Origin of the sequence: Alsobacter ponti (genome assembly GCF_024294805.1) — a bacterium.
In the GTDB taxonomy this organism is placed as follows: domain Bacteria; phylum Pseudomonadota; class Alphaproteobacteria; order Rhizobiales; family Beijerinckiaceae; genus Alsobacter; species Alsobacter ponti.
Map to the genome: position 1 here is coordinate 273,452 of NZ_JANCLU010000001.1, position 21,496 is coordinate 294,947.

The window sequence follows — 21,496 nt, forward strand, 5'->3', positions numbered from 1 at the left end:
GCGAAGCGGTTCATCTGCTCGATGGCCCTGCCGTCACTCGTCGTGGATCTGGCCGCCATCATAGCCGCACGCGATCCGGCCGAGGGCGGCCCGGAAGGCGTCGGTCTCGATCTCGGCTCTCGCCGCCGCGAGCGCGTCGGGGCTGGCCTCCTCGCCGCGGCCCCGCACCAGGACGCGGGCGAGCGCGTCCAGGGGGATGTTGGGCAGATCGGCCCAGAAGCCCTTCGCCAACGCTCCGGCGAGGGCGTGGTCCGGGTGGGCGGCGTTTTCGGGTGCGCGGCCGATTTCGTACATGTGCGTCGCCGCGCCCCAGTCCGCGCGTTCGGCCGGCAGGCGTTCGAACACGTCCGGGCGCTCCTGCGCCACATAGAACCTGTTGAGAGTATCGAACAGGCGGAACCGGTAGCCCCGCGCCAGCAGCTCCGGCTCCCACGCGTCCCACGCGCGGTCTCCCGCGCCCGGCGTCACGGCTTCGGCGACCACCACGGCAGGCCGGAAGCGGGACCAGTCATTGCCCGCCAGAACGTCCGCCTCCGCGCCCTCGACGTCGATCTTGAGGATGTCGATCGCGGTCACCTTGTGCCGCTCGCACAGCGTGGCGAGCGTCAGGCAGGGCAGCACGCGGGTTTCGTAAGCCGCGCCGAACGCGCCCGCCGCCCGGGCGTGCTCCTCGACCGTGGTCGAGAAGCCGTGCAGGCGCTCGACCTGATGGAAGCGGGCCTCGCCGTCGCGACGTCCGACCAGTCCCTCGAAGACGGCATCGCGAGGCCGCAGCCTGCCATAGAGCGCCGCCAGCTCGGGCTGCGGCTCCGCCACGATGCCGCGCCAGCCGCGCTCGTAGAAGAACTGCGTGACGTTGTCGGCGACCGGATGGCCCGCGCCCACATCGATGTAGAAGCCGCTCGACTGTCCCGCGAAGGCCAGCGAGAGGTGATAGTCCTCGAGGTTCTGCGCGTACGACAGCAGCATGGGGCGCCTCGCGCGATGTCGGCCGGACGACGGCCAATGGCGACGGGAGCGTCGCGCCGACCATCGATAACAGAGTGACGGGGCGTGCGCAGTGGCCGCTGCCGCCTGGCGGCGCGGGTTTCGGACCACGAGCGCTGCCACATCGCGCCTGAGCTGCCCGCATTCATTCGATGCCGACGCTCCGGGGCACAAGGGCCACGAACGCTCCAAGCTGGATTGCGCTCGTCGCCGTCCCGATCACATGCAAGCGACGATGACGTTTTCGCGTCCCTAAACTGGCCGCTGATGGTACGGTAGTTGACGGTTGGTCCAACGTGATCGGGTTTTTGCTGCAAGCTGGCGCCAAGGGAGGTGAGCTTGGAACACTATAGCTTTCGGGCCGTAGCCAAAATCGCGGCGATTTCCGTGTTGATGTTCACCGGACAGGCGACTGCTCAAGAAGCCGGTATCTTAAGCGCGACGACTGGCGAGAGTGGACAGAAGACGGAGGAAGTCAGCACTGAGCAAATGCGTCGGATCGTGGCCGATGGCAGCTCTGTGATCCTGGACACGAGGCCGCGCTCCGAGTTCGTGAACGGTCATATTCCCGGTGCGAACAACCTGTCTGCTTCGCCTTCGGACCTTGCGGAAGCTGTCGGCCAGCTTGTCTCGGGAGACAAAGCGAAGTCGTTGATTTTGTATTGCAACGGTCCGTTCTGTCAGGCCAGCCGCCGGGTAAGCGACCTGCTTCTTGCAGCCGGCTTCACGAATGTTCGTCGATATCAACTTGGAATGCCCATTTGGCGCTCTCTTGGTGGCCCAACCGTCGTCGAGATCGAAGGCGTGGCAAGAGTTTACAAACAAGACCACACTGCAGTGTTTCTAGACGCAAGGTCCACCGAAGAGTTCGCAAAAGGCAGCCTGCCTCGCGCCCTGCATCTAACCGCGGAGCAGGCCAAGTCCGTCCAGGGCAGCCCCATGCCCCTCGACGATTTCAACACGCGAATCGTGGTCTTTGGCCGTGGCGCTGAGCAGGCTCGGGCACTCGCCGCAGCCCTGAGCATTCGTCCGTGGCACAACGTGGCGTACTATCCAGGCAAATTCGAGGACTTGGAAGCGGTCCTCCGAACGCCTTGAATCCACCTGAGGCAGAGACGGATGTTATCGGCGTCTCCGCCACCCAACCCGCGAAATGACGCGCTATTCCGTGATCGCGAAGATCTCCCCAGCTCGCGGAGAGCTTTTGGTGGGCCCGGCAGGACTCGAACCTGCAACCAGACCGTTATGAGCGGCCGGCTCTAACCGTTGAGCTACGGGCCCGGCGGGGCGGAGCCCGGACGCCAGCGGGCGCACTTAAGCGGAACTCGACGCCCGGCGCAATCGCGGCCGCGTGGGCTCGGCTCAGAGGCCGGCGCCGCTCTCGTTGCAATCGTCGGCGAAGCGGCCCGGAAGACGGAACAGGGCGGCGAGCAGGTCTCCGACCGTTTCGATGACGATCTCGATGGCGTCGATCAGCATCCCCGTCTCCCCTCTCCGCGACGCAGCCAAGGTCGTGTTCGAATGCGGCGAGAGTCGGGACGCATCGAGACCTTCGGAGGGCGTTTGCGCGCGGCGCGCCGACAGGGTGAACAAAAGGTTGACGCGCTGTCCGGCCGGCCATCCGAGGCCCTTGCCCGCCCGTTGGGCGGTCGCTACATAGCGGGCACCATTCCGACATCGCGAACCGTGGAAGGGCGGCCATGGCCTCCTATCAGTACGTCTACCATATGCAGGGTCTGTCGAAGACCTATCCGGGGGGCAAGAAGGTCCTCGACAATATCCACCTGTCCTTCTACCCGGACGCGAAGATCGGCGTGCTGGGCGTCAACGGCTCGGGCAAGTCCACGCTGCTGCGCATCATGGCCGGCATCGACAAGGAGTTCGTGGGCGAGGGATGGGTCGCCGAGGGCGCGCGCGTCGGCTACCTGCCGCAGGAGCCGCAGCTCGATCCCAACCTCTCGGTCCGCGACAACGTGATGCTCGGCGTCGGCCCGCAGAAGGCGGTGCTCGACCGCTACAACGAGCTGGCGATGAACTACTCGGACGACACCGCCGACGAGATGATGAAGCTGCAGGACGAGATCGAGGCCAAGGGCCTGTGGGATCTCGACAGCAAGGTCGACCAGGCGATGGACGCCCTGCGCTGCCCGCCCGACGACGCCGAGGTCGCCAAGCTCTCGGGCGGCGAGAAGCGCCGCGTCGCACTGTGCCAGCTGCTGCTGTCGCAGCCCGAGATGCTGCTGCTCGACGAGCCCACCAACCATCTCGACGCCGAGACGGTGGCCTGGCTGGAAGGCCATTTGCGCACCTATCCCGGCGCCATCCTGATCGTCACCCACGACCGCTACTTCCTCGACAACGTCACCGGCTGGATCCTCGAGCTCGACCGCGGCCGCGGCATCCCCTACGAGGGCAACTACTCCTCGTGGCTGCAGCAGAAGCAGAAGCGCCTGATGCAGGAGGGCCGCGAGGAGGAGGCGCGCCAGCGCGCGCTGGAGCGCGAGAGCGAGTGGATCGCCGCGTCGCCCCGCGCCCGCCAGGCCAAGTCCAAGGCGCGCATCCAGCGCTACGAGGACCTTCTGCAGAAGCAGAACGACAAGGCGCCGACGACCGCGCAGATCGTCATCCCCGTCGCCGAGCGCCTGGGCACCAACGTCATCGACTTCGACGGGCTGTCGAAGGGCTTCGGCGACCGCCTGCTGATCGAGAACCTCACCTTCAAGCTGCCGCCCGGCGGCATCGTCGGCGTGATCGGGCCGAACGGCGCGGGCAAGACGACGCTGTTCCGCATGATCACCGGCCAGGAAAAGCCGGACGCCGGCAGCATCTCGATTGGCGAGTCGGTGAAGCTCGGCTATGTCGACCAGTCCCGCGACGCGCTCGACGACAAGAAGACCGTCTGGGAGGAAATCTCCGGCGGCAACGACGTCATCTATCTCGGCAAGCGCGAGTTCAATTCGCGCGCCTATTGCGCGGCGTTCAACTTCAAGGGCGGCGACCAGCAGAAGAAGGTCGGCATGCTCTCGGGCGGCGAGCGCAACCGCGTCCACCTCGCCAAGATGCTGAAGTCCGGCGCCAACGTGCTGCTGCTCGACGAGCCGACCAACGACCTCGACGTCGACACGCTGCGCGCGCTGGAGGAGGCGCTGGAGGACTTCGCCGGCTGCGCCGTCATCATCAGCCACGATCGCTTCTTCCTCGACCGCGTCGCCACGCACATGCTCGCCTTCGAGGGCGACAGCCATGTCGAGTGGTTCGAGGGCAACTTCCAGGACTACGAGGAGGACAAGAAGCGCCGCCTCGGCATCGACAGCACCATCCCGCACCGCATCAAGTACAAGAAGTTCGGCCGCTGAGGCGGCCGGTGGCGAGCCGAGGCGGAGCGGTCAGAGTCCGTTCCGTCGCGGCTGCCCGTTCTCCGCCGACGCCGCTCCCGACCGGTCAGTCCGTCAGGAGCGGCTTCTGAGGCGGATGTTCTTGTTGTCGATTTGCAGGTCGAACCTGGACAGGAAGCTCATGCCGAGCAACCCGTCGACCTTGTTCCCGAACCCGACGGCGGTTTCCTGGACGACCACGGCGACGCCCTCGGCCTTGATGCTCCTGAACTGAACCGTCTGCGCTTTGCCAGTGCGTGCGCTGGCGACTCCGTTGGCGGTGCGGATCTGGACGAGGCTGGCGCCGTCCGTCTGGATCCCGGCCCTGGCGGCGAAGTCCCGCGTGAGCGACACGAAGGTTGCGCCGGTGTCGAGGATGAACAGGCCCTTCGCGCCGTTGACGGTGACGGGAATCGTCACCGTCTCGCCGAGCCGGGCGATCGGGATCGTCTCCTCGCGACCCGTCGTCGCCGGGCAGCCGCCCTTCGCGCGCAGACCGGCGAGGATCGCCTGCGTCTGACTGTTATCGTTCCGGACCGGGTCGATCGCGACCCATGTCGCGATGGGGGTCATCGCGTCGCACGGACGACCGAGCTCTTCGTAGCTCTTCGACATGGTCACGTAGGCCGAGCTCGAGATGCGGGTTTTGTCGCCGAACAGCGCGACGGCGGTCGCCATGTCGTCGATCGCGCGCTCGTAGTCCTTCGCGCCAAATCGCGCCAGCCCGCGCAAATAATAGCCGTTGTCGTCGTAGGGGCTCAGCTTGATCAACTCCGTCGCGGCATCGGCGGCGCCGGCGTGGTCGGACAGGCGGTAGAGGATGTTCACGGCGGTGCGGAGGGATCCTGCGTCGCCGCCGCAATCCCTTGAGAACGCGATCAGCGCGCGCGCCGCGTCCCGTCGCCTTCCCGCGGTTTCAAGCGCGGCGCCCAGGTTGCGGATTGCGGTCTTGTCGCAGGGCTCGCGGGACAGCTCGTCCAAGCTGTTCCAAACCTTCTTTTGCTCCACCACTTCGAGCGGCAGGTTCAATCCAAATCTCTCGAGAGCGGGAAGGCGGTCCACGTAGGGACTATCCTGCGCGAGAGACGGAGCGGCCAGCACCAGGACGGCTGCGGCGGCAAGCGGCGATAGCAATCTCACAATCAAAAATCCCGATGAAAAACGGCTGAAGCTTAGCAAGCGGATTTGGCCCGCGAAAGACGGCGCTCGTCGCGCCCGTCGCGATTGGGTCGGCGCTGTCGGAGGGGCGCAACGACGTTCTATCGCGCTCGCGCCGGACTGGACGCGGTGGGCCGCGCCGGCTTAGTTTCGAGCCCGTGAGCACCATCGACATCCCGGGCGCGGCGGGGACACGCAGCCGCGAAGCCATCGCCACTCCCGAGGAGGCGGTCGACCGCCTCGCCGAGCTTTTCAACGCGGCGACCGGCGCTCTGCGCGCCAGCGTCGAGCGGTTCCTGGATACCGGCGCGCCGCCCACTCCCGAGGAGCGGCTGACGTTCCGCTATCCCGAGCTGACGCTGACCTACCGGCCCGAGGGCGTGCCGGCGACGAGCCCGCGCGCCTTCGCCAAGTTCGCCGAGGCGGGCATCTACACGACCACGGTGACGCATCCCACGGCGTTCCGATCCTACCTGCTGGAGCAGCTGCGCCCGCTGGTCGGCGAGTTCGGCGCGACCATCGAGGTCGGCGTCGGCCCGCAGGAGATCCCCTATCCCTACGTGTTCGAGCGCGGCGACGAGCTGGGCCGCGGCTCGGCGACGGCGGCCGAGCTGGCGCGCTTCTTCCCGACGCCGCTGCTCTCCAGCGTCGGCGACGAGATCGCCGACGGCGTCTTCGAGTTCGTGCCGGGCGAGCCGCGGCCGCTCGCTCTGTTCGACGCGGTGCGGGTGGACTACTCGCTGCGCCGGCTCGTCCACTACACGGGCACGGACTGGCGGCACGTGCAGCCGTGGATCCTGCTCACCAACTATCATCGCTATGTCGACCAGTTCGTGCAGTGGGGCGTCGAGCAGCTGAGAGGGGAGGGCGCTTACGAGCGGCTCGAACTGCCCGGCGGCGTGCGCCTGACGCGCGACATGGATGACGCCGAGATCGAGGCCAGGATCGCCGCCGCGCCCTGGCACCGCTTCCAGATGCCGGCCTACCACGCGGTGGCGCCCGGCGGGCGCGGGGTCACGCTCGTCAACATCGGCGTCGGCCCGTCCAACGCCAAGAACATCACGGACCACCTCGCCGTGCTGCGTCCCCATGCGTGGCTGATGGTGGGCCATTGCGGCGGGCTGCGGCAGTCGCAGCACATCGGCCACTACGTGCTGGCGCACGGCTATCTCCGGCAGGATCGCATCCTCGACGCGCTGGTCCCCACCGACGTGCCGATCCCGGCGCTGGCGGAGGTGCAGGTGGCGCTGCAGGAGGCGGCGGCGCGGATCACGGGCGACCGCGGCGAGGCGCTGAAACGGCGGCTGCGGACCGGCACCGTCGTCACCTATGACGACCGCAATTGGGAGCTGCGCTGGAGCCAGGAGCGGCGGCGCATCAATCTCTCCCGCGCCATCGCCGTCGACATGGAGAGCGGCACCGTCGCGGCCCAGGGCTTTCGCCTGCGCGTCCCCTACGGCACGCTGCTGTGCGTCTCCGACAAGCCGCTGCACGGCGAGATCAAGCTGCCGGGCGCCGCCAACGCCTTCTACGAGCGCGCCGTGAGCGAGCACCTGCGCATCGGCCTCGCGGCGCTCGACCAACTGCGCAGCCAGCGCGAAGGGCTGCATTCGAGGAAGCTCAGGAGCTTCGACGAACCGCCGTTCAGGTAGTGCGAATTGCGGGCTCCCGCCACGACCCCTTGCAGCTTGACAGGCCCGCCGCGTTTGGCGAGGCAGGGGTGTCCTGCCTCCGCTCCAGCCCGGTCCGCGTGATGCCCCTCAGCCTCGACATCGGCGAACTCGTCCCCGCCTTCCCCGACTTCTCCGCTGCGCTCGTCGTCGCGGAAGGGCTGTCGATCCCGGCCGAGCGGCCCGAAGCGCTCGACGCGGAGATCAGGAGGCGCGAGGCGGAGTGCCGGGAGCGCTGGGGCGGCACGGAGTTGTCCGCCATCCCCGGCGTCGCCGCGTGGCGCGCGGCCTACCGGGCGTTCGGCATCAAGAAGACGAGCTATCGCTGCTCCGTCGAGCGCATCGTCAAGAACGTGCTCGCCGGCCGCGAGCTGCCGCGCATCAACGCCTTCGTGGACGCCTACAACGCCGTGTCGCTGGCCCACGTGCTGTGCGTCGGCGCGGACGACGTCGACCGCATCGAGCCGCCGCTCGCCTTCCGCTATTCGCGCCCGGGCGACAGCTTCGTCGACATGGCGGCGGAGCCGGGCGAAGACCCCAACGATCCGCCCAAGCCCGGCGAGGTCGTTTACGCCGACGCGCGGCACGTGCTGTGCCGGCGCTGGAACTGGCGGCAGGACGCGCGCACGCTGGTGACCCCGCAGACCACGGGCGCGGTGGTGACGCTGCAGGCGAACGGCGTGGGCGATCCACTGGCCGCCGCCGACGACCTGGCGCGGCTGCTGCGCGACTCGTGCGGCGGCGCGTGCCGGGTCGCTGTGGTGTCGGCGGCGTCGCCTCGCGTGAGCCTCTGAGCGGCGACGCGCAGGCCCCAGAGATTGCAGACTTCGCCTCGGGGGTGCTGCCCTCGCGCCGATTTCGCTTGTCTCCACAAAACCGTCTTGCGCACATAAAGATATGTTTATATCAATCATGATGGAGATTGACGCGGGACGGCGATGGACCAGCAGGGAATGAGGATCGGGCTCGACGCCCTCGTCGCCAGCCTTCGGGCGGCGGGCGAGGACACGCGCCTGCGCATCCTCGCTCTGCTCGACCAGGGCGAGCTGAGCGTCTCCGACCTCACCGACATTCTCGGCCAGTCGCAGCCGCGCATCTCGCGCCATCTCAAGCTGATGGCGGAGGCGGGACTGGTGGTGCGCCATCGCGAGGGCGCGTGGGCGTTCTTCCGCATCGCCGACCGCGACCCGGCCGGGCAGCTGGCGCGCCAGATCGTCGGGCGGGTCGACCCGGTCGACCCCGTGCTGGCCGCCGACCGGGGACGGCTCGCCGCCGTGCGCTCCGCCCGCGCGGCGGTGGCGCAGGCTTATTTCGACCGCCACGCCGCCGAGTGGGACCGCATCCGCTCCCTGCACGTCGCCGACGACGTCGTCGAGGCGGCGATCCTCGATTGCATCGGCGCTGAGCCGGTGCGCGCGCTGCTGGATCTGGGCACCGGCACGGGCCGCCTGCTGGCGCTGCTCGCCGGCCGTGCCGGGCGGCTGGTGGGGGTGGACACCAACCACGCCATGCTGGCGGTGGCGCGCGCCAACCTGGAGCGCGCCGGCGTGATCCGCGCCGAACTGCGCCAGGGCGACATCTACGCGCTGCCGGTGGAGCGCGGGGCGTTCGACCTCGTGCTCGTCCACCAGGTGCTGCACTACCTCGACGATCCTGGGCGCGCCATCCGCGAGGCGGCGCTGGCGCTGGCCCCGGGCGGCAAGCTCGTCGTCGTCGATTTCGCGCCGCACGGCCTCGAGTTCCTGCGCGAGCGCCACGCCCATCGCCGCCTCGGCTTCGAGCGCGCGCAGGTGGAGGCCTGGTTCGAGGACGCCGGGGTCGAAGCTCTCGACCACCGGACGCTGGAGACGGCCGGCGAGGCCGGCGACAAGCTGACGGTGTCTCTCTGGGTCGGCCGCGGCCGGCGAACGGCGCCCGGCCCGGTGAAGGAGGTTGCGTGATGACCCTGTCCCCCGTCCGCCTGAGCCGCCGCGCCGGGCCGCTGGGCCTGCGCGTGTCGTTCGAGTTCTTCCCGCCGAAGAGCGCCGAGGCCGAGGCGACGCTGTGGGACGCCATCGCGCGGCTCGCGCCGCTGCGGCCGGACTTCGTGTCGGTGACGTACGGGGCCGGGGGCTCGACGCGCGAGCGCACGCTCAACACCGTGGCGCGGCTGGTGCGCGAGACGCCGCTGAAGCCGGCGGCGCACCTGACCTGCGTCGGCGCGACGCGCGACGAGATCGAGACGGTGGTGCGCGGCTTCGCGGAAGCGGGCGTGCGCCACATCGTGGCGCTGCGCGGCGACCCGCCGGGCGGCGCGGGCGCGCACTACGAGACGCATCCGCAAGGCTTCGCCAGCACGGCCGAGCTGGTGGGGGCCGTGAAGGCCATCGCCAATTTCGAGGTGTCCGTCTCCGCCTATCCGGAGAAGCATCCCGACAGCCCGAGCATGGCGCACGACCTCGACGTGCTGCAGGCCAAGGTCGACGCCGGCGCGACGCGCGCCATCACCCAGTTCTTCTTCGATAACGACGTGTATTTCCGCTACCTGGACAAGGTGCGCTCGCGGGGCATCGACATCCCGGTCATTCCCGGCATCGTGCCGGTGCAGAATTTCCGCCAGACGGCGGAGTTCGCGCGCCGCTGCGGCGCGAGCATCCCGGCCTGGCTGGCGCACCGCTTCGAGGCGCTGGACGACGACCCGGCCACGCGCCGGCTGATCGCGGCCGCCGTGGCGGCCGAGCAGGTGATCGACCTGCTCGACCGCGGCGTCAGGGACTTCCACTTCTATACGATGAACCGCGCGGACCTCGTCTACGCGATCTGCCACCTGCTCGGGCTTCGCCCGACGCCCGCCGAGGACGCGGCCTGAACGCTCAGGCGCGGCCCTCGCGGCTGGCGCGGAACCGCTCGTAGGTCTCGCGTCCGCCGGAGCGCTCGCGGGCGAGGAAGGCGCGGAAGGCTTCCACTTCCTCCTCGATGCGGCGGCGGTCGGCCTCCAAGCGGGCCCAGTCCTCGCGAATGTGGGCGTCGAACGCCTCGTTGCCGGTGACCGGCGGAGCGCCCGCCGGCGCGGCGGCGCCGGCGCCGAACGACGCCATCATCGAATCGAAGCCGGCCTGAAGCCGCTCGAAGCCGACGCGCAGCACCTGCTCGAGGTCCTGCGGGTTGGGCTGGCGGTCGTTCCAGATCTTCCACGCCAGCACGACGAGGCCGAGCGGCCAGAACACGATGAAGGCGACGACGAGCAGCGCGATGTCGAGAGGCTTCCAGCGCCAGCCGCGACCGCCGCCGTAGCCGTGGCCGTAGGCCGGGCCCGTCTGGTTGGGGTAGTCATTCGAGTGGTTCACGGAGACCTCCTGCGTGGCGCGGACGCGCGCCGATGGGATCGCAGATGGGGACCGATTACGGCGCACGCAAGGCGCGTCAGGCGGCGGACGCGGGGAGGGCGCGCAGCAGGTCGCGCAGCGTGGTCAGGGTCGAGCGGTCGGCCACGCCGTCCACCAGCTCCTGCCGGAAATGCCGCTGGAAGGCGCGCACCACCGCCTCGGTCGCCTCGTCGAACACGCCGGTGACGTCGAGCCCGTAACCGTACATCGCGAACATCGCCTGCAGGGCCTGGACGGGCTGGCCCTCGTCGCCGCGCGCGAAGGCGCGGCCGTCGCCGGGCGGCGTCGGCTCGACCCAGTGACCGACGCCGTCGCGGTGCAGGCGACGCCACGGGAACTTCTCGCCGGGGTCCGCCTTGCGGCGGGGCGCGATGTCGGAGTGCGCGAGCACGCGCTGCGGGGGAATGCCCCAGCGCGCCGCGATGTCGGCGCACAGCGCGCTGGTGGCGGCCACCTGCGCCTCCGGGAAGTCCGGGTAGCCGCCGTCATGGCCGGGGTTGACGATCTCGATGCCGATCGAGGCGGAGTTCAGGTCGGTGTCGCCGGCCCAGTTGGAGACGCCGGCATGCCAGGCGCGCGCCGATTCCGGCACGAGCTGGAAGATGCGCCCGTCCTCGAGCACGAGGTAGTGGGACGACACCTCGGCGAGCGGGTTGCACAGGCGCTGCAACGCCGAGGCGGCGCCCGGCATGCCGGTGTAGTGCAGGACGATCATGTCCGGCCGGCGCGCGTCCCGCCGCTCGCCTTGGTTGGGCGAGGGCACGACCTTCGCCGCCAGGCGGCAGTCGGGGGCGGGGAGGCCGCTCACCGCAGTCCCCGCTGGCTGGCGACGCGGTCCCAGGCGGCGTTGATCCGCGCGAGGCGGTCGCCCGCGATGCGCACGGCCTCGGCCGGCAGGCCCAGCGCCATCTGGCGGTCCGGGTGGTTCTCGGCGACGAGCCGGCGATAGTGCCGGCGCAGCGTGGCGTCGTCCCAGTCGCGCGACGCGCCGAGCACCAGCCACGGATCGTCGCGGGTGATGACGTGGCGGGCCTCGACGCGGGCGAACGCCGCCTCGTCGAAGCCGAAGATGCCGGCCACGCGCGCCACGTAGCGGTGCTCGGCCTCGTGGACCGCGCCATCCGCCTTGGCGATGTGGAACAGGCCGTCGAGCACGTCCTCCAGCAGTTCGGGCTTGTCGGAGAACCGCTCGGCGATCTGCGCGGCGTAAGCCTCGAAGCCGTCCGAGGTCTGGCGCGCCAGGTCGAACAGGCGATGCACGCGCGCGGCCTCGGTCGGCGGCACCTCGACGATGCGGCGGAACGCGGCCTCCTCGTCCAGCGTGACGACGCCGTCGGCCTTCGCCATCTTGGCGGCGAGCGCGATCAGGCCGGTGGTGAAGACGATCTCGGGATCGGCGGCGAAGGGGGAGCTGTCGCTGTCGACGACGTAGTGCCCGGCCAGCGCGCCGAGCAGCGCGCCCAGCGGGCCGCCCAGCGCGAAGCCGAGGCTGGCGCCGCCGATCTTGCCCCACAGGCTGACGCCGCCGGCTTTCGATTCGCTCATGGATGGCCCAACAGGGTGGCCCGACGAGAAACGACGCCGACGGGGGGCCGGCGTCGTGTCCGCTTCGCGTGGGATGGCTCAGTAGTTCTTGGTGCAGACCCGCCGGCCGTCGGAGCGGCGCGTGTAGCACTTGGTGGGCGTGGTGGCTGCGCCGATGATGGCGCCGCCCGCCGCGCCGATCACGCCGCCGGCGACCGCGCCGCCGACGCTGTTGGACGCCAGGCCGCCGATGATCGCGCCGCCCGTGCCGCCGATGGCCGCGCCGGTGAGGGCCCGGTCGCCCTGCCGCGTGCCGGTCCCGGTGCAGGCCGAAAGCGACAGCGCGGCGGCGGCCACGATGACGCAACTACGAACGTAAGTCAGCAAAGGACCCTCCTTTTGGTTGCTCCCGGCGCATCCTAATCGGCCCGGTGATGTGGCGCTACCACAACTTACGCGAGTGGTTCCGTCAACTGAGGGTCTGTGTAGAACGACCGATGGATATTCCGGAGGTAAGAAGAAGGTTTTGCATTCTTAAGAATAGATTAAAGAACTGTATATGGCCGAGTAATTGGAGTTCTGTCCTATTTGGCGATCCGTAATGGCCTGCCACATCATGGCCGCATTTGCTGCTACTTTGTTGTTCCCGTGTCGGGGAGGGGGAACATCAGGATGAAGTCGGGCTAATCGAAAAGGAGTTGCCATGAAGATCGGAGCATGCGGGTCCGCGCTGCGGACCAGCTTTGCCCTGGCCATGATGGCGGGGGCAGCCCAGGCCGGCGAAACCGGCAAGGCGGCCGGAGCCCCCGGCGAGAACGCCGGCGGCATCCGCGCCATGATCGCCCGCCACGCCGCCGCGCAGGGCATTCCGGTTCCGCTCGCCGACGCCGTGGTGCGCGTCGAGAGCCGCTACAATCCCCGGGCGCGCAACGGCGCCAATCTCGGCCTCACCCAGATCAGCTTCCGCACCGCCCGCGCCATGGGCTACGACGGCGCCCCCGCCGGGCTGCTCGACGCCGACACCAATTTGCGCTTCGGCATGATCTATCTCGCCCGCGCCTACCGGCTCGCCAACGGCGACACTTGCCGCACGGTGCTCAAGTACCAGGCCGGCCACGGCGCCACGACCATGACGTCGGCGGCGCGCGGCTATTGCGCCAAGGTCAACCAGCAGATCGCCTCCCGCTGATCCCACCTGCCGGCCGCCGGTCCGGGCGCGCTCGACGCGTCCGGTCGCGGTCGTTTCCCGCCGATCTCCGGCCCGCCCGGGCCGGCCCGCGCCTGCGCGGGGGCGGTCTCGCGGACGCCGCCCGGCGTCCACTTCCGGCGCGGACGCTCCGTCCTGTCCCGCCGTCCCCCACCTCGGAGCCAGTGAATGAACGTGAAATTCCCGACGCTGCCCATCCTGTTCGCGTGCGCGGTCGTCTCGGCCGGTCCCGCCCTCGCCGAAGGCGGGGAGAGCATCGCCAACATGCAGTCGATGATGGGCGGTGTCGTCCCGCGCACGGAGGCGGCCGCGCCGGAGACCACCGGCAGCCTCGGCGTCGCGGCGTCCTCTCCCACGGCCGAGCCGGCCGGCAAGGTGACGCGCTCCCGTAACGGCGCGCTTGGCTACGTCAGCGGCGAACGCTCGCGCTTCCAGGACCTGATCGCCCGGCACGCGGCCGAGAACGGCGTCCCCTTCGCGCTCGCCGACGCGGTGGTGCGCATCGAGAGCCGCTACAACCCCGGCGTCACCAATGGCGGGGCGGTCGGCCTCATGCAGATCAAGCCGCAGACGGCGCGCGGCCTCGGCTACGAGGGCGGCGCGGCCGGCCTGAAGCAGCCCGAGACCAATATCCGCTACGGCATGAAGTACCTCGCCCAGGCGTACAGGATGTCGCGGGGCGACACCTGCGCCACGGTGATGCGCTACCAGAGCGGCCATTACGCGACGCGTCTGTCGGGCGCCAACCGCGCCTATTGCGCCAAGGCGCGAACCATCATGGCGGCGAATTGAGCCGCGCCGGACGTCGGCGCGCTTGACCCGGCGCGCCGGTCCTCCTAACTCAGCCCGGCCAGTCGGCCGGACGGCCGCCGCCCTCGCGGGCGGAGGAAAGTCCGGGCTCCATGGAAACACGGTGCCGGATAACGTCCGGCGGGGGCGACCCCAGGGAAAGTGCCACAGAAAGCAAACCGCCTCGCCCCGGCTTCGGCCGCGGCGCGGCAAGGGTGAAAGGGTGCGGTAAGAGCGCACCGCGCAACCGGCAACGGGGGCGGCACGGCAAACCCCACCGGGAGCAAAACCGAATAGGGGCGACGGCGGCGGGCAACCGCCGCGGGGGCGTTTCCAGCCCTTGTCGCCCGGGTTGGTTGCTCGAGGCGGCCGGCGACGGCCGTCCCAGAGGAATGGCCGTCACGCGCGGGGCGACCCGCGCCATACAGAACCCGGCTTACAGGCCGGCTGGCGCTTTTCTCCTTCCCGCCGCGGCGATTCACGGCCGCCGGAGTCCCTTGCGCCGACGGCCGAAAAGGCCCGCCGACGTCGCGGGAATCCGTGTTTCTCAACCCATCGTTAACCCTAACGCGGTGTTATGCGGGAGAGCCGGCAAAGGCCGACTTGCGGCCCCGTGTCCATTGACGACCATGTAATCCCATGCTATCCCAAACCATCCCGTTTCAAGTCACGCGTATCGGTCTGCGGGGCGTAAAGGCGCGGCTCCTCGCCGCCTCGACCGCCGCCGGCCTGTCGTGTCTTGAGGGGACTGGTGCGGAGCGGGTGCAGGGTTTCGATGGATCGCTTCGTCTCCAGCTTCACGAACCGGCTCGACGCGAAGGGCAGGGTCTCGATTCCGGCGCCGTTCCGGGCGGTTCTCGCCAGGGACGGCTACGAGGGGCTGTACGTGCATCCCTCGCTGGAGGCGAAGGCGCTGGACGCCGGCGGCAACGGCCTGCTGGCGGAGATCGACGCGCTGATCGGCCAGCTGCCGCCGTTCTCGGACGAGCGGGATCATTTCTCGACCGCGCTCTACGGCATGAGCGAGGTGCTGAAGGTGGACCCGGAGGGCCGCGTCGGCCTGACGGAGAGCTTGAAGGCTCACGCGGGGATCGGCGACGCCGTGACCTTCGTGGGGCTGGGACACAAGTTTCAGATTTGGGAGCCCTCGCTTTTCCAACGTCATCTCGACGAGGCCAGGCGAAAGGTGAGGGAACTCAAGAAGGAGCTCGGCTCGCTCACGCGGCCGGGCCCCGCTCCCGGAGCGCGGGAACGATGACGGGTCGCGGCGTTCGGACCTCCGACGCCGCTGGCGGACCGGCTCGTCACGTTCCCGTGCTGCGGCGGGAGGTCATCGACGCGCTCGGATTGAAGCCAGGCGGCGTCTATTGCGACGGCACGTTCGGCGCCGGCGGCTACACTCGCGCCATCCTCGAAGCCCGGCCCGACATCCGCGTCCTCGCCATCGACCGCGACCCGACCGCCATCGCCGGCGGGCAGGATCTCGTGCGCGAGGCGGACGGGCGGCTCACCCTCGTCCACGGACGTTTCGGCGATCTCGACGCCATCGCGCGCGACGCCGGCCTGACGCCGCTCGACGGCGTGGTCCTCGACATCGGCGTCTCCTCCATGCAGATCGACGACCCGTCGCGGGGCTTCTCGTTCCGCCACGACGGGCCGCTCGACATGCGCATGGAGATGGCGGGCGAGAGCGCCGCCGACCTCGTGAACGGCCTCGAGGAAGGCGCGCTCGCCGACCTGATCTACCTTTATGGCGAGGAGCGGCGTTCGCGCGCCGTGGCGCGCGCCATCGCGCAGGCCCGCAAGGTCGAGCCCATCGTCACCACGAAGCGGCTGGCCGACATCGTCGCCGGCGTCGTCCGCGCCGCGCGCGACGAGATCCACCCCGCGACCCGCACCTTCCAGGCGCTGCGCATCGCGGTGAACGACGAACTCGGCGAGCTGGAGCGCGCGCTGGCCGCGGCCGAGGCCGCGCTGGCGCCCGGCGGCCGCCTGGTCGTGGTCACCTTCCATTCCCTCGAGGACCGCATCGTGAAGCGTTTCATGACCGAACGGACCGGCCGCGAGGCCTCCCCGTCGCGGCACGCGCCAGCCGCGGCGGCGCGCACGCCGACCTTCGCGACGGTATCCCGCAAGCCCGTCGTCGCGGGCGAGGCCGAGGTCTCCGCCAACCCCCGCGCCCGCTCGGCCAAGCTGCGCGTGGTGGAGCGCACCGACGCGCCGCCGGAGCCGCCGGCGCGCGTCGCGGGCCGGGGGAGGCGCTGATGGGCCGCTTCCTGCACCTTGCCGCCATCCTCGCGCTGATCGGCTCCGCGCTGTTCGCCTACCGGATCAAGTACGACACCATCAGCCTGGGCGAGGAGGTGGTGAAGCTGAACCACCAGATCGCCCGCGAGAAGACGGCGATCGCCGTGCTGCGCGCCGAATGGCAACTGGTCGGGCGTCCGGACCGCATCCAGGCCCTCGCCGACAAGCATTCCGACCTCGTGCCGGCTTCGATCAACCAGCTCGTGCGCTGGCAGGACGTGCCGAACCGCCCCGCGCCGTCGGACGGCATCGGGCAGAAGCTCGAGGCGCTCGGGCTGTTCGCTCCCACCAACACGCCGACGACGGCGAAGGCGACGGACGCCCGCACGCCGACCGGCCGCAAACCGTGAGGCGAGGATGAACGCGCCCGTCGATCCCCGTCACGACCTGCACGATCCGCGCCCAGCCGTCGGCTACGACGACGCGCATCCCGACGCCGGATTCCACGACCGCACCCGCGAGGCGGAACAGCCCGGCCGCACGCGCCGCCAGATCGTCTGGGACCAGCTCACCGACCTGTTCCGCATGCGGCTCGACAAGAGCGGGCATCGCGTCTTCCTGGTCGCCGCCGCCTTCACCATCCTCTACGCGCTGATCGCCGGGCGGCTGGTGCAGCTCGGCCTGCGGCCCGACGCACCGACCGTTCACCGCCGCGCCGCGGCCGAGACCTCCGGCGCGCGCCCCGACATCGTCGACCGCAACGGCGAGATCCTCGCCACCGACGTCAAGACCGTCTCGGTGTTCGCCGAGCCGCGCCGCATCGTCGACAAGGACGAGGCGGTGGAGCTGCTGACCGCGGTGCTGCCTGGCCTCGACGCGCGCGAACTGCGCGAGAAGCTCGCCCAGAAGCGCGGCTTCGTCTGGATCAAGCGCGAGATCACGCCCAAGCAGCAGCAGGAGGTCTATCGCCTCGGCCTGCCCGGCATCGGCTTCGCGCCCGAGAACAAGCGCGTGTACCCCAATGGCCCGGTGGTCTCCCACGTGCTGGGCTCGACCAACCTCGACAATGTCGGCATCGCGGGCATCGAGAAATACATCGACGGGCAGGGCCTGGCGGCGCTCAGCCTCGCCGGCCTCACCACCGACTCGTCCGAGCTGAAGCCGGTGGCGCTGTCGCTCGACCTGCGCGTCCAGCACGCCATGCGCGACGAGCTCGTCAAGGGCATGGAGAAGTTCAAGGCCAAGGCGGGCGCGGGCCTCATTCTCGACGTCAACACCGGCGAGGTGATCTCGCTGGTGTCGCTGCCCGACTTCGATCCCAACAACGCCGCCGACGCGCTCGATCCCAACCGGATCAACCGCATCAATGTCGGCGTCTACGAGATGGGCTCGACCTTCAAGGCCCTGACCACCGCGATGGCGCTGGACTCCGGCAAGGTCAACATCAACTCGAGCTTCGACACGCGCGGTGTGCTGCGCTTCGGGCGCTTCACCATCCACGATTATCACGCCACCGGCCGCGTGCTGAACGTGCCCGAGATCTTCATCCACTCCTCGAACATCGGCTCGGCCCGCATGGCGCTGGCGGTGGGCGTGGATGGGCACAAGGCCTTCCTCAAGAAGATGGGCCAGCTCGACCGTCTGCGTACCGAGCTGCCGGAGACGGCGGAGCCGATCCTGCCGGCGCGCTGGGGCGAGCTGAACACCATCACCATCGCCTTCGGCCACGGCATCGCGGTCGCCCCGCTGCAGGCGGCGGCGGCGGTCGGCGCGCTCGTCAACGGCGGCAACTGGGTGACGCCGACCTTCCTCAAGCGGGACTCGCACGACGTCGAGCTGGCCAGCCACCGCGTCATCAAGCCCGAGACCAGCGAGGCGCTGCGCTTCGTGATGCGCCTCAACGCCGAGCGCGGCTCGGCGAGCAAGGCCGCCATTCCGGGCTTCTTCGTCGGCGGCAAGACGGGCACGGCCGAGAAAGTGATCGGGGGCCGCTACAGCAAGAACCGGCTGTTCACGACCTTCATGGCCATCGCCCCGGCGGACAAGCCGAAATACCTCTTCGTCGTGCTCTACGACGAGCCGCAGGGCCTGCCGGAGACCTACGGCTTCGCCACCGCCGCGTGGAACGCCGGCGCGACGACCGGAAAAATCATCGAGCGCGCCGCCCCTCTGCTCGGGATTCCGCCGCGATTCGAGCCTCCTGTGACGCCATTCCCGACCATGACCCGACTCGGGGCCTGGGGGACGCGGTGAGAGCGGAGGCGGCATGATTCTCGGAGAACTCTTCCCCGGCGAGATCGGCGGGCCCGAGGCATGGATCCCGGTCGCCGGGCTCACCGCCGACAGCCGCGCGGTCGGACCCGGGAGCGTGTTCTTCGCCGTTCCGGGCACGCGGGCGGACGGCCTGGCCTTCGCCGGCGCGGCGCTGGCGGCTGGGGCGGTCGCCGTGGTGGCGGAAGCCGAGAAGCCGGCCGACTTTCCTGCCGACAAGCCGTTCATCCGGGTGCGCGACGTGCGGCGCGCGCTGGCGCTGGCCGCTGCCGCCGCTCATCCCGCCCAGCCCGGCGTCGTGGCGGCCGTGACCGGCACCAGCGGCAAGACCTCCGTCGCCGACTTCACGCGGCAGATCCTCGCCGCATGCGGGCGTCAGGCCGCGAGCCTGGGCACGATCGGCGTCGTCGCTCCGTCAGGGGCACATTACGGCACGCTGACCACGCCGGATCCGGTGACCCTGCACGTCATGCTCGAAACGCTGGCGCAGGACGGCGTCACCCATCTCGCCATGGAGGCCTCCTCGCACGGGCTCGACCAGCGCCGCCTCGACGGCGTCAAGCTCGCGGCCGGCGCGTTCACCAATCTGGGCCGCGACCATCTCGACTACCACCCCACGGTCGAGGACTACCTGAAGGCCAAGCTGCGGCTGTTCGACACGCTGCTGCCGGACGACGGGGTCGCCGTGGTCAACGCCGACGGCGCCCATGCCCGCGAAGTGATCGAGACCGTCAAGGCGCGCGGCCTCAAGCTCATGACGGTGGGCCGGGCCGGCAAGCAGCTCCGGCTGGCCTCGCTGGCGCGCGACGGCTTCGGCCAGGCGATGATCGTCGAGGCCGAGGGCCGGCGCTTCGACGTCCATCTGCCGCTGGCGGGCGAGTTCCAGGCGGCCAACGCGCTGGTCGCGGCGGGGCTCGCCATCGCCGTGGGCGAGGACATGTCGCGCGTGCTCGCCGCCCTGCCGAAGCTGGCCGGCGTCAAGGGCCGACTCGAGAAAGTGGGCGAGCGCAACGGCGCGCCGGTGTTTGTCGACTACGCCCACAAGCCCGACGCGCTGGCGCAGGTGCTCGACACGCTTCGGCCCTACGCGACGGGCCGGCTCGTCTGCGTGTTCGGCTGCGGCGGCGACCGCGACCGCGGCAAGCGCTTCATCATGGGCCAGATCGCCGCCGACAAGGCCGACGCGGTGATCGTCACCGACGACAATCCGCGCAGCGAGGACGCGGCCTCGATCCGCGCCGCGATCATGGCCGGCGCGCCCCGGGCCCGCGAAATCGGCGACCGCGCCCTTGCGATTCGCTCCGCGATCGGCGAACTGCAGCCGGGCGACGTGCTCGTCGTCGCCGGTAAGGGCCATGAAACCGGCCAGGTCGTCGGCGATCGCACGCTTCCCTTTTCCGACCATGATGCGGTGGCCGCGGCGCTCCGCGACGCTGGCGAGGCGCCATGACGACGAACTCCACCCTGTCCCGCCCGGCCGACGCCGCCGCGCCGCTGTGGCAGCCCGACGACCTGCTCGCCGCGATGGGCGCGCGGGCCGACGGCGCGCCGCTGCGCGAGGTGACGGGCGTCTCCATCGACACGCGCACGCTGCAGCCGGGGGACCTGTTCTTCGCCATTCGCGGCGAGGCCCGCGACGGCCACGATTTCGTGCCGGCGGCGCTGGCGCGCGGCGCCGCCGCGGCCGTCGTGGCCGAGGACCGCGCCGCCGAGTTCCGGGAGCTGGGGCCGCTCTGCGCCGTGCCCGACGTGCTCGACGCTCTGGTGGCGCTCGGCCTCGCCGCGCGGGCGCGCACCGGCGCGCGCATCGCCGCCATCACCGGCTCGGTCGGCAAGACCGGCACCAAGGAGGCGCTGCGCGCCGTGCTGGCGGCGCAGGGGCCGACGCACGCCTCGGCGGCGTCCTACAACAATCACTGGGGCGTGCCGCTGACGCTGGCGCGCATGCCGTCCGCGAGCCGCTTCGGCGTGTTCGAGATCGGCATGAACCACGCCGGCGAGATCACCCCGCTCACCGGCATGGTGCGCCCGCACGTCGCGGCGATCACCACGGTCGAGCCGGTCCACCTGGAGAACCTCGGCTCGATCGAGGCCATCGCCGACGCCAAGGCGGAGATCTTCGACGGGCTGGAGGAAGGCGGCGTCGCCGTGCTGCCGCGCGACAATCCGCACTTCGAGCGCCTGCTGCGCCACGCCGAGGCGTCGCGCGCGACGCGCATCGTCACCTTCGGCGAGCACGCGGAGGCGGACGTGCGCCTCGTCGGGCTCGCCATGAAGCCGGACATGTCGATCGTGGAGGCCAGCGTTCATGGCTCGGCCGTGGCCTACCGGCTCGGGAGCCCCGGCCGCCATGTCGCGCTGAACAGCCTGTGCGTGCTGGCGGTGTGCGCCGGTCTCGGCGCGGACGTGACGCTGGCGGCGCTGGCGCTGGCCCATGTGCGCCCGCCCTCCGGGCGCGGCGAGCGCATCGTGCTGTCCGCGCCGGGCGGCGACATGGCGCTCTACGACGAGAGCTACAACGCCAACCCGGCCTCGATGCGCGCGGCGCTGTCGATCCTGGGCCAGGCCCCCCTGGGTCCGGGCGGACGGCGCGTCGCCGTGCTCGGCGACATGCTGGAGCTCGGCCCGGAAGGGCCGGCGCTGCACGCCGGGCTTGCCCCTGCCATTGCTGACGCCGGCGTCGACGTCGTGTTCTGCGCCGGGCCGCTGATGAAGAACCTGTTCGACGCGCTGCCGGCCGCGCGGCGCGGCGCTTGGGCCTCCTCCGCCTCCGAGCTCGAGCCCGCCGTGGTCGCCGCCGTCCGGGCCGGCGACGCCATCACGGTGAAAGGCTCGAACGGCAGCCGCACCGCCACCATCGTCGCCGCCCTCAAGTCCCGCTTCGCGCCGCCCGCTTCCTGACCA

20 protein-coding genes, 1 tRNA gene and 1 other RNA gene are annotated in these 21,496 nt (G+C 70.3%); 15 read left to right on the forward strand and 7 right to left on the reverse strand.

What is annotated here, in order from left to right; all coding sequences use genetic code 11:
* Positions 1-33: 33 nt before the first annotated feature.
* Positions 34-969 (reverse strand): FkbM family methyltransferase, encoded by a 936-nt coding sequence (locus NK718_RS01375; RefSeq protein WP_254737823.1) that lies wholly within the window; start codon positions 967-969, stop codon positions 34-36.
* Between the two features lie 357 nt (positions 970-1,326).
* Here NK718_RS01375 and NK718_RS01380 point away from each other — a divergent pair, with 357 nt between their 5' ends.
* The gene (locus NK718_RS01380; protein ID WP_254737825.1) at positions 1,327-2,085 is read left to right on the forward strand and encodes a rhodanese-like domain-containing protein; all 759 of its coding nucleotides are present in this window, start codon (positions 1,327-1,329) and stop codon (positions 2,083-2,085) included.
* A 107-nt stretch (positions 2,086-2,192) separates the two neighbouring features.
* Here the strand turns inward: NK718_RS01380 and NK718_RS01385 are convergent.
* Positions 2,193-2,268: transfer RNA gene (locus NK718_RS01385), tRNA-Ile, on the reverse strand.
* Positions 2,269-2,687: 419 nt separating this feature from the next.
* Between NK718_RS01385 and ettA the strand changes: the two genes are divergently transcribed.
* Entirely contained in the window at positions 2,688-4,343 is a 1,656-nt protein-coding gene (gene ettA, locus NK718_RS01390; protein WP_254737827.1) for an energy-dependent translational throttle protein EttA, read from the forward strand.
* Positions 4,344-4,436: 93 nt separating this feature from the next.
* Here the strand turns inward: ettA and NK718_RS01395 are convergent, their stop codons facing one another.
* A complete protein-coding gene (locus NK718_RS01395; RefSeq protein WP_254737829.1) occupies positions 4,437-5,390 on the reverse strand; it encodes an aspartyl protease family protein in 954 nt (317 codons plus the stop codon).
* A 287-nt stretch (positions 5,391-5,677) separates the two neighbouring features.
* Here NK718_RS01395 and NK718_RS01400 point away from each other — a divergent pair, with 287 nt between their 5' ends.
* The 4 genes from NK718_RS01400 (at position 5,678) to metF (ending at position 10,037) form a co-directional block, all read left to right on the forward strand.
* The gene (locus NK718_RS01400) at positions 5,678-7,171 is read left to right on the forward strand and encodes an AMP nucleosidase (protein WP_371877191.1); all 1,494 of its coding nucleotides are present in this window, start codon (positions 5,678-5,680) and stop codon (positions 7,169-7,171) included.
* A 101-nt stretch (positions 7,172-7,272) separates the two neighbouring features.
* Positions 7,273-7,983 carry a B3/B4 domain-containing protein gene (locus NK718_RS01405; RefSeq protein ID WP_254737831.1) on the forward strand — a complete coding sequence of 237 codons (711 nt, stop codon included), beginning with the start codon at positions 7,273-7,275 and terminating at the stop codon, positions 7,981-7,983.
* 144 nt (positions 7,984-8,127) lie between these two features.
* Complete coding sequence (locus tag NK718_RS01410) at positions 8,128-9,129, forward strand: ArsR/SmtB family transcription factor (RefSeq protein ID WP_254737833.1); 1,002 nt, start codon at positions 8,128-8,130, stop codon at positions 9,127-9,129.
* Complete coding sequence (gene metF / locus NK718_RS01415; RefSeq protein WP_254737835.1) at positions 9,129-10,037, forward strand: methylenetetrahydrofolate reductase [NAD(P)H]; 909 nt, start codon at positions 9,129-9,131, stop codon at positions 10,035-10,037. The genes NK718_RS01410 and metF overlap by 1 nt, the downstream gene beginning before the upstream one ends.
* Positions 10,038-10,041: 4 nt before the next feature.
* Here the strand turns inward: metF and NK718_RS01420 are convergent, their stop codons facing one another.
* From NK718_RS01420 to NK718_RS01435, 4 genes are all read right to left on the reverse strand, one after another.
* On the reverse strand, positions 10,042-10,515 hold the full coding sequence (locus NK718_RS01420) for a DUF2852 domain-containing protein (RefSeq protein ID WP_254737837.1): 474 nt from the start codon (positions 10,513-10,515) through the stop codon (positions 10,042-10,044).
* A gap of 76 nt (positions 10,516-10,591) precedes the next feature.
* Positions 10,592-11,362: an N-acetylmuramoyl-L-alanine amidase gene (locus NK718_RS01425; RefSeq protein WP_254737839.1), complete on the reverse strand. Its 771-nt coding sequence runs from the start codon at positions 11,360-11,362 to the stop codon at positions 10,592-10,594.
* Positions 11,359-12,099 (reverse strand): molecular chaperone DjiA, encoded by a 741-nt coding sequence (locus tag NK718_RS01430; protein WP_254737841.1) that lies wholly within the window; start codon positions 12,097-12,099, stop codon positions 11,359-11,361. The genes NK718_RS01425 and NK718_RS01430 overlap by 4 nt, the downstream gene beginning before the upstream one ends.
* Before the next feature lie 78 nt (positions 12,100-12,177).
* Positions 12,178-12,465 (reverse strand): YMGG-like glycine zipper-containing protein, encoded by a 288-nt coding sequence (locus tag NK718_RS01435; RefSeq protein ID WP_254737843.1) that lies wholly within the window; start codon positions 12,463-12,465, stop codon positions 12,178-12,180.
* A gap of 316 nt (positions 12,466-12,781) precedes the next feature.
* On the opposite strand from NK718_RS01435, the gene NK718_RS01440 reads away from it, so the two are divergent.
* From NK718_RS01440 to NK718_RS01480, 9 genes are all read left to right on the forward strand, one after another.
* A complete protein-coding gene (locus NK718_RS01440) occupies positions 12,782-13,267 on the forward strand; it encodes a lytic transglycosylase domain-containing protein (protein ID WP_254737845.1) in 486 nt (161 codons plus the stop codon).
* A gap of 186 nt (positions 13,268-13,453) precedes the next feature.
* The gene (locus NK718_RS01445; protein WP_254737847.1) at positions 13,454-14,077 is read left to right on the forward strand and encodes a lytic transglycosylase domain-containing protein; all 624 of its coding nucleotides are present in this window, start codon (positions 13,454-13,456) and stop codon (positions 14,075-14,077) included.
* A gap of 58 nt (positions 14,078-14,135) precedes the next feature.
* An RNA gene (gene rnpB / locus NK718_RS01450) (RNase P RNA component class A) lies at positions 14,136-14,529 on the forward strand.
* Positions 14,530-14,849: 320 nt separating this feature from the next.
* On the forward strand, positions 14,850-15,332 hold the full coding sequence (locus tag NK718_RS01455) for a division/cell wall cluster transcriptional repressor MraZ (protein ID WP_254737849.1): 483 nt from the start codon (positions 14,850-14,852) through the stop codon (positions 15,330-15,332).
* Positions 15,329-16,339, forward strand: a complete 1,011-nt coding sequence (gene rsmH / locus NK718_RS01460) for a 16S rRNA (cytosine(1402)-N(4))-methyltransferase RsmH (RefSeq protein ID WP_254737851.1) — start codon at positions 15,329-15,331, stop codon at positions 16,337-16,339. Before NK718_RS01455 ends, rsmH begins: the two co-directional genes overlap by 4 nt.
* Entirely contained in the window at positions 16,339-16,731 is a 393-nt protein-coding gene (gene ftsL / locus NK718_RS01465) for a cell division protein FtsL (RefSeq protein ID WP_254737853.1), read from the forward strand. The genes rsmH and ftsL overlap by 1 nt, the downstream gene beginning before the upstream one ends.
* Before the next feature lie 7 nt (positions 16,732-16,738).
* Positions 16,739-18,574, forward strand: coding sequence for a peptidoglycan D,D-transpeptidase FtsI family protein (locus NK718_RS01470; protein WP_254737855.1), 1,836 nt, complete (start codon positions 16,739-16,741; stop codon positions 18,572-18,574).
* A gap of 13 nt (positions 18,575-18,587) precedes the next feature.
* Positions 18,588-20,042 carry a UDP-N-acetylmuramoyl-L-alanyl-D-glutamate--2,6-diaminopimelate ligase gene (locus NK718_RS01475; RefSeq protein ID WP_254737857.1) on the forward strand — a complete coding sequence of 485 codons (1,455 nt, stop codon included), beginning with the start codon at positions 18,588-18,590 and terminating at the stop codon, positions 20,040-20,042.
* On the forward strand, positions 20,039-21,493 hold the full coding sequence (locus tag NK718_RS01480; protein ID WP_254737859.1) for a UDP-N-acetylmuramoylalanyl-D-glutamyl-2,6-diaminopimelate--D-alanyl-D-alanine ligase: 1,455 nt from the start codon (positions 20,039-20,041) through the stop codon (positions 21,491-21,493). The genes NK718_RS01475 and NK718_RS01480 overlap by 4 nt, the downstream gene beginning before the upstream one ends.
* Positions 21,494-21,496 lie beyond the last annotated feature (3 nt).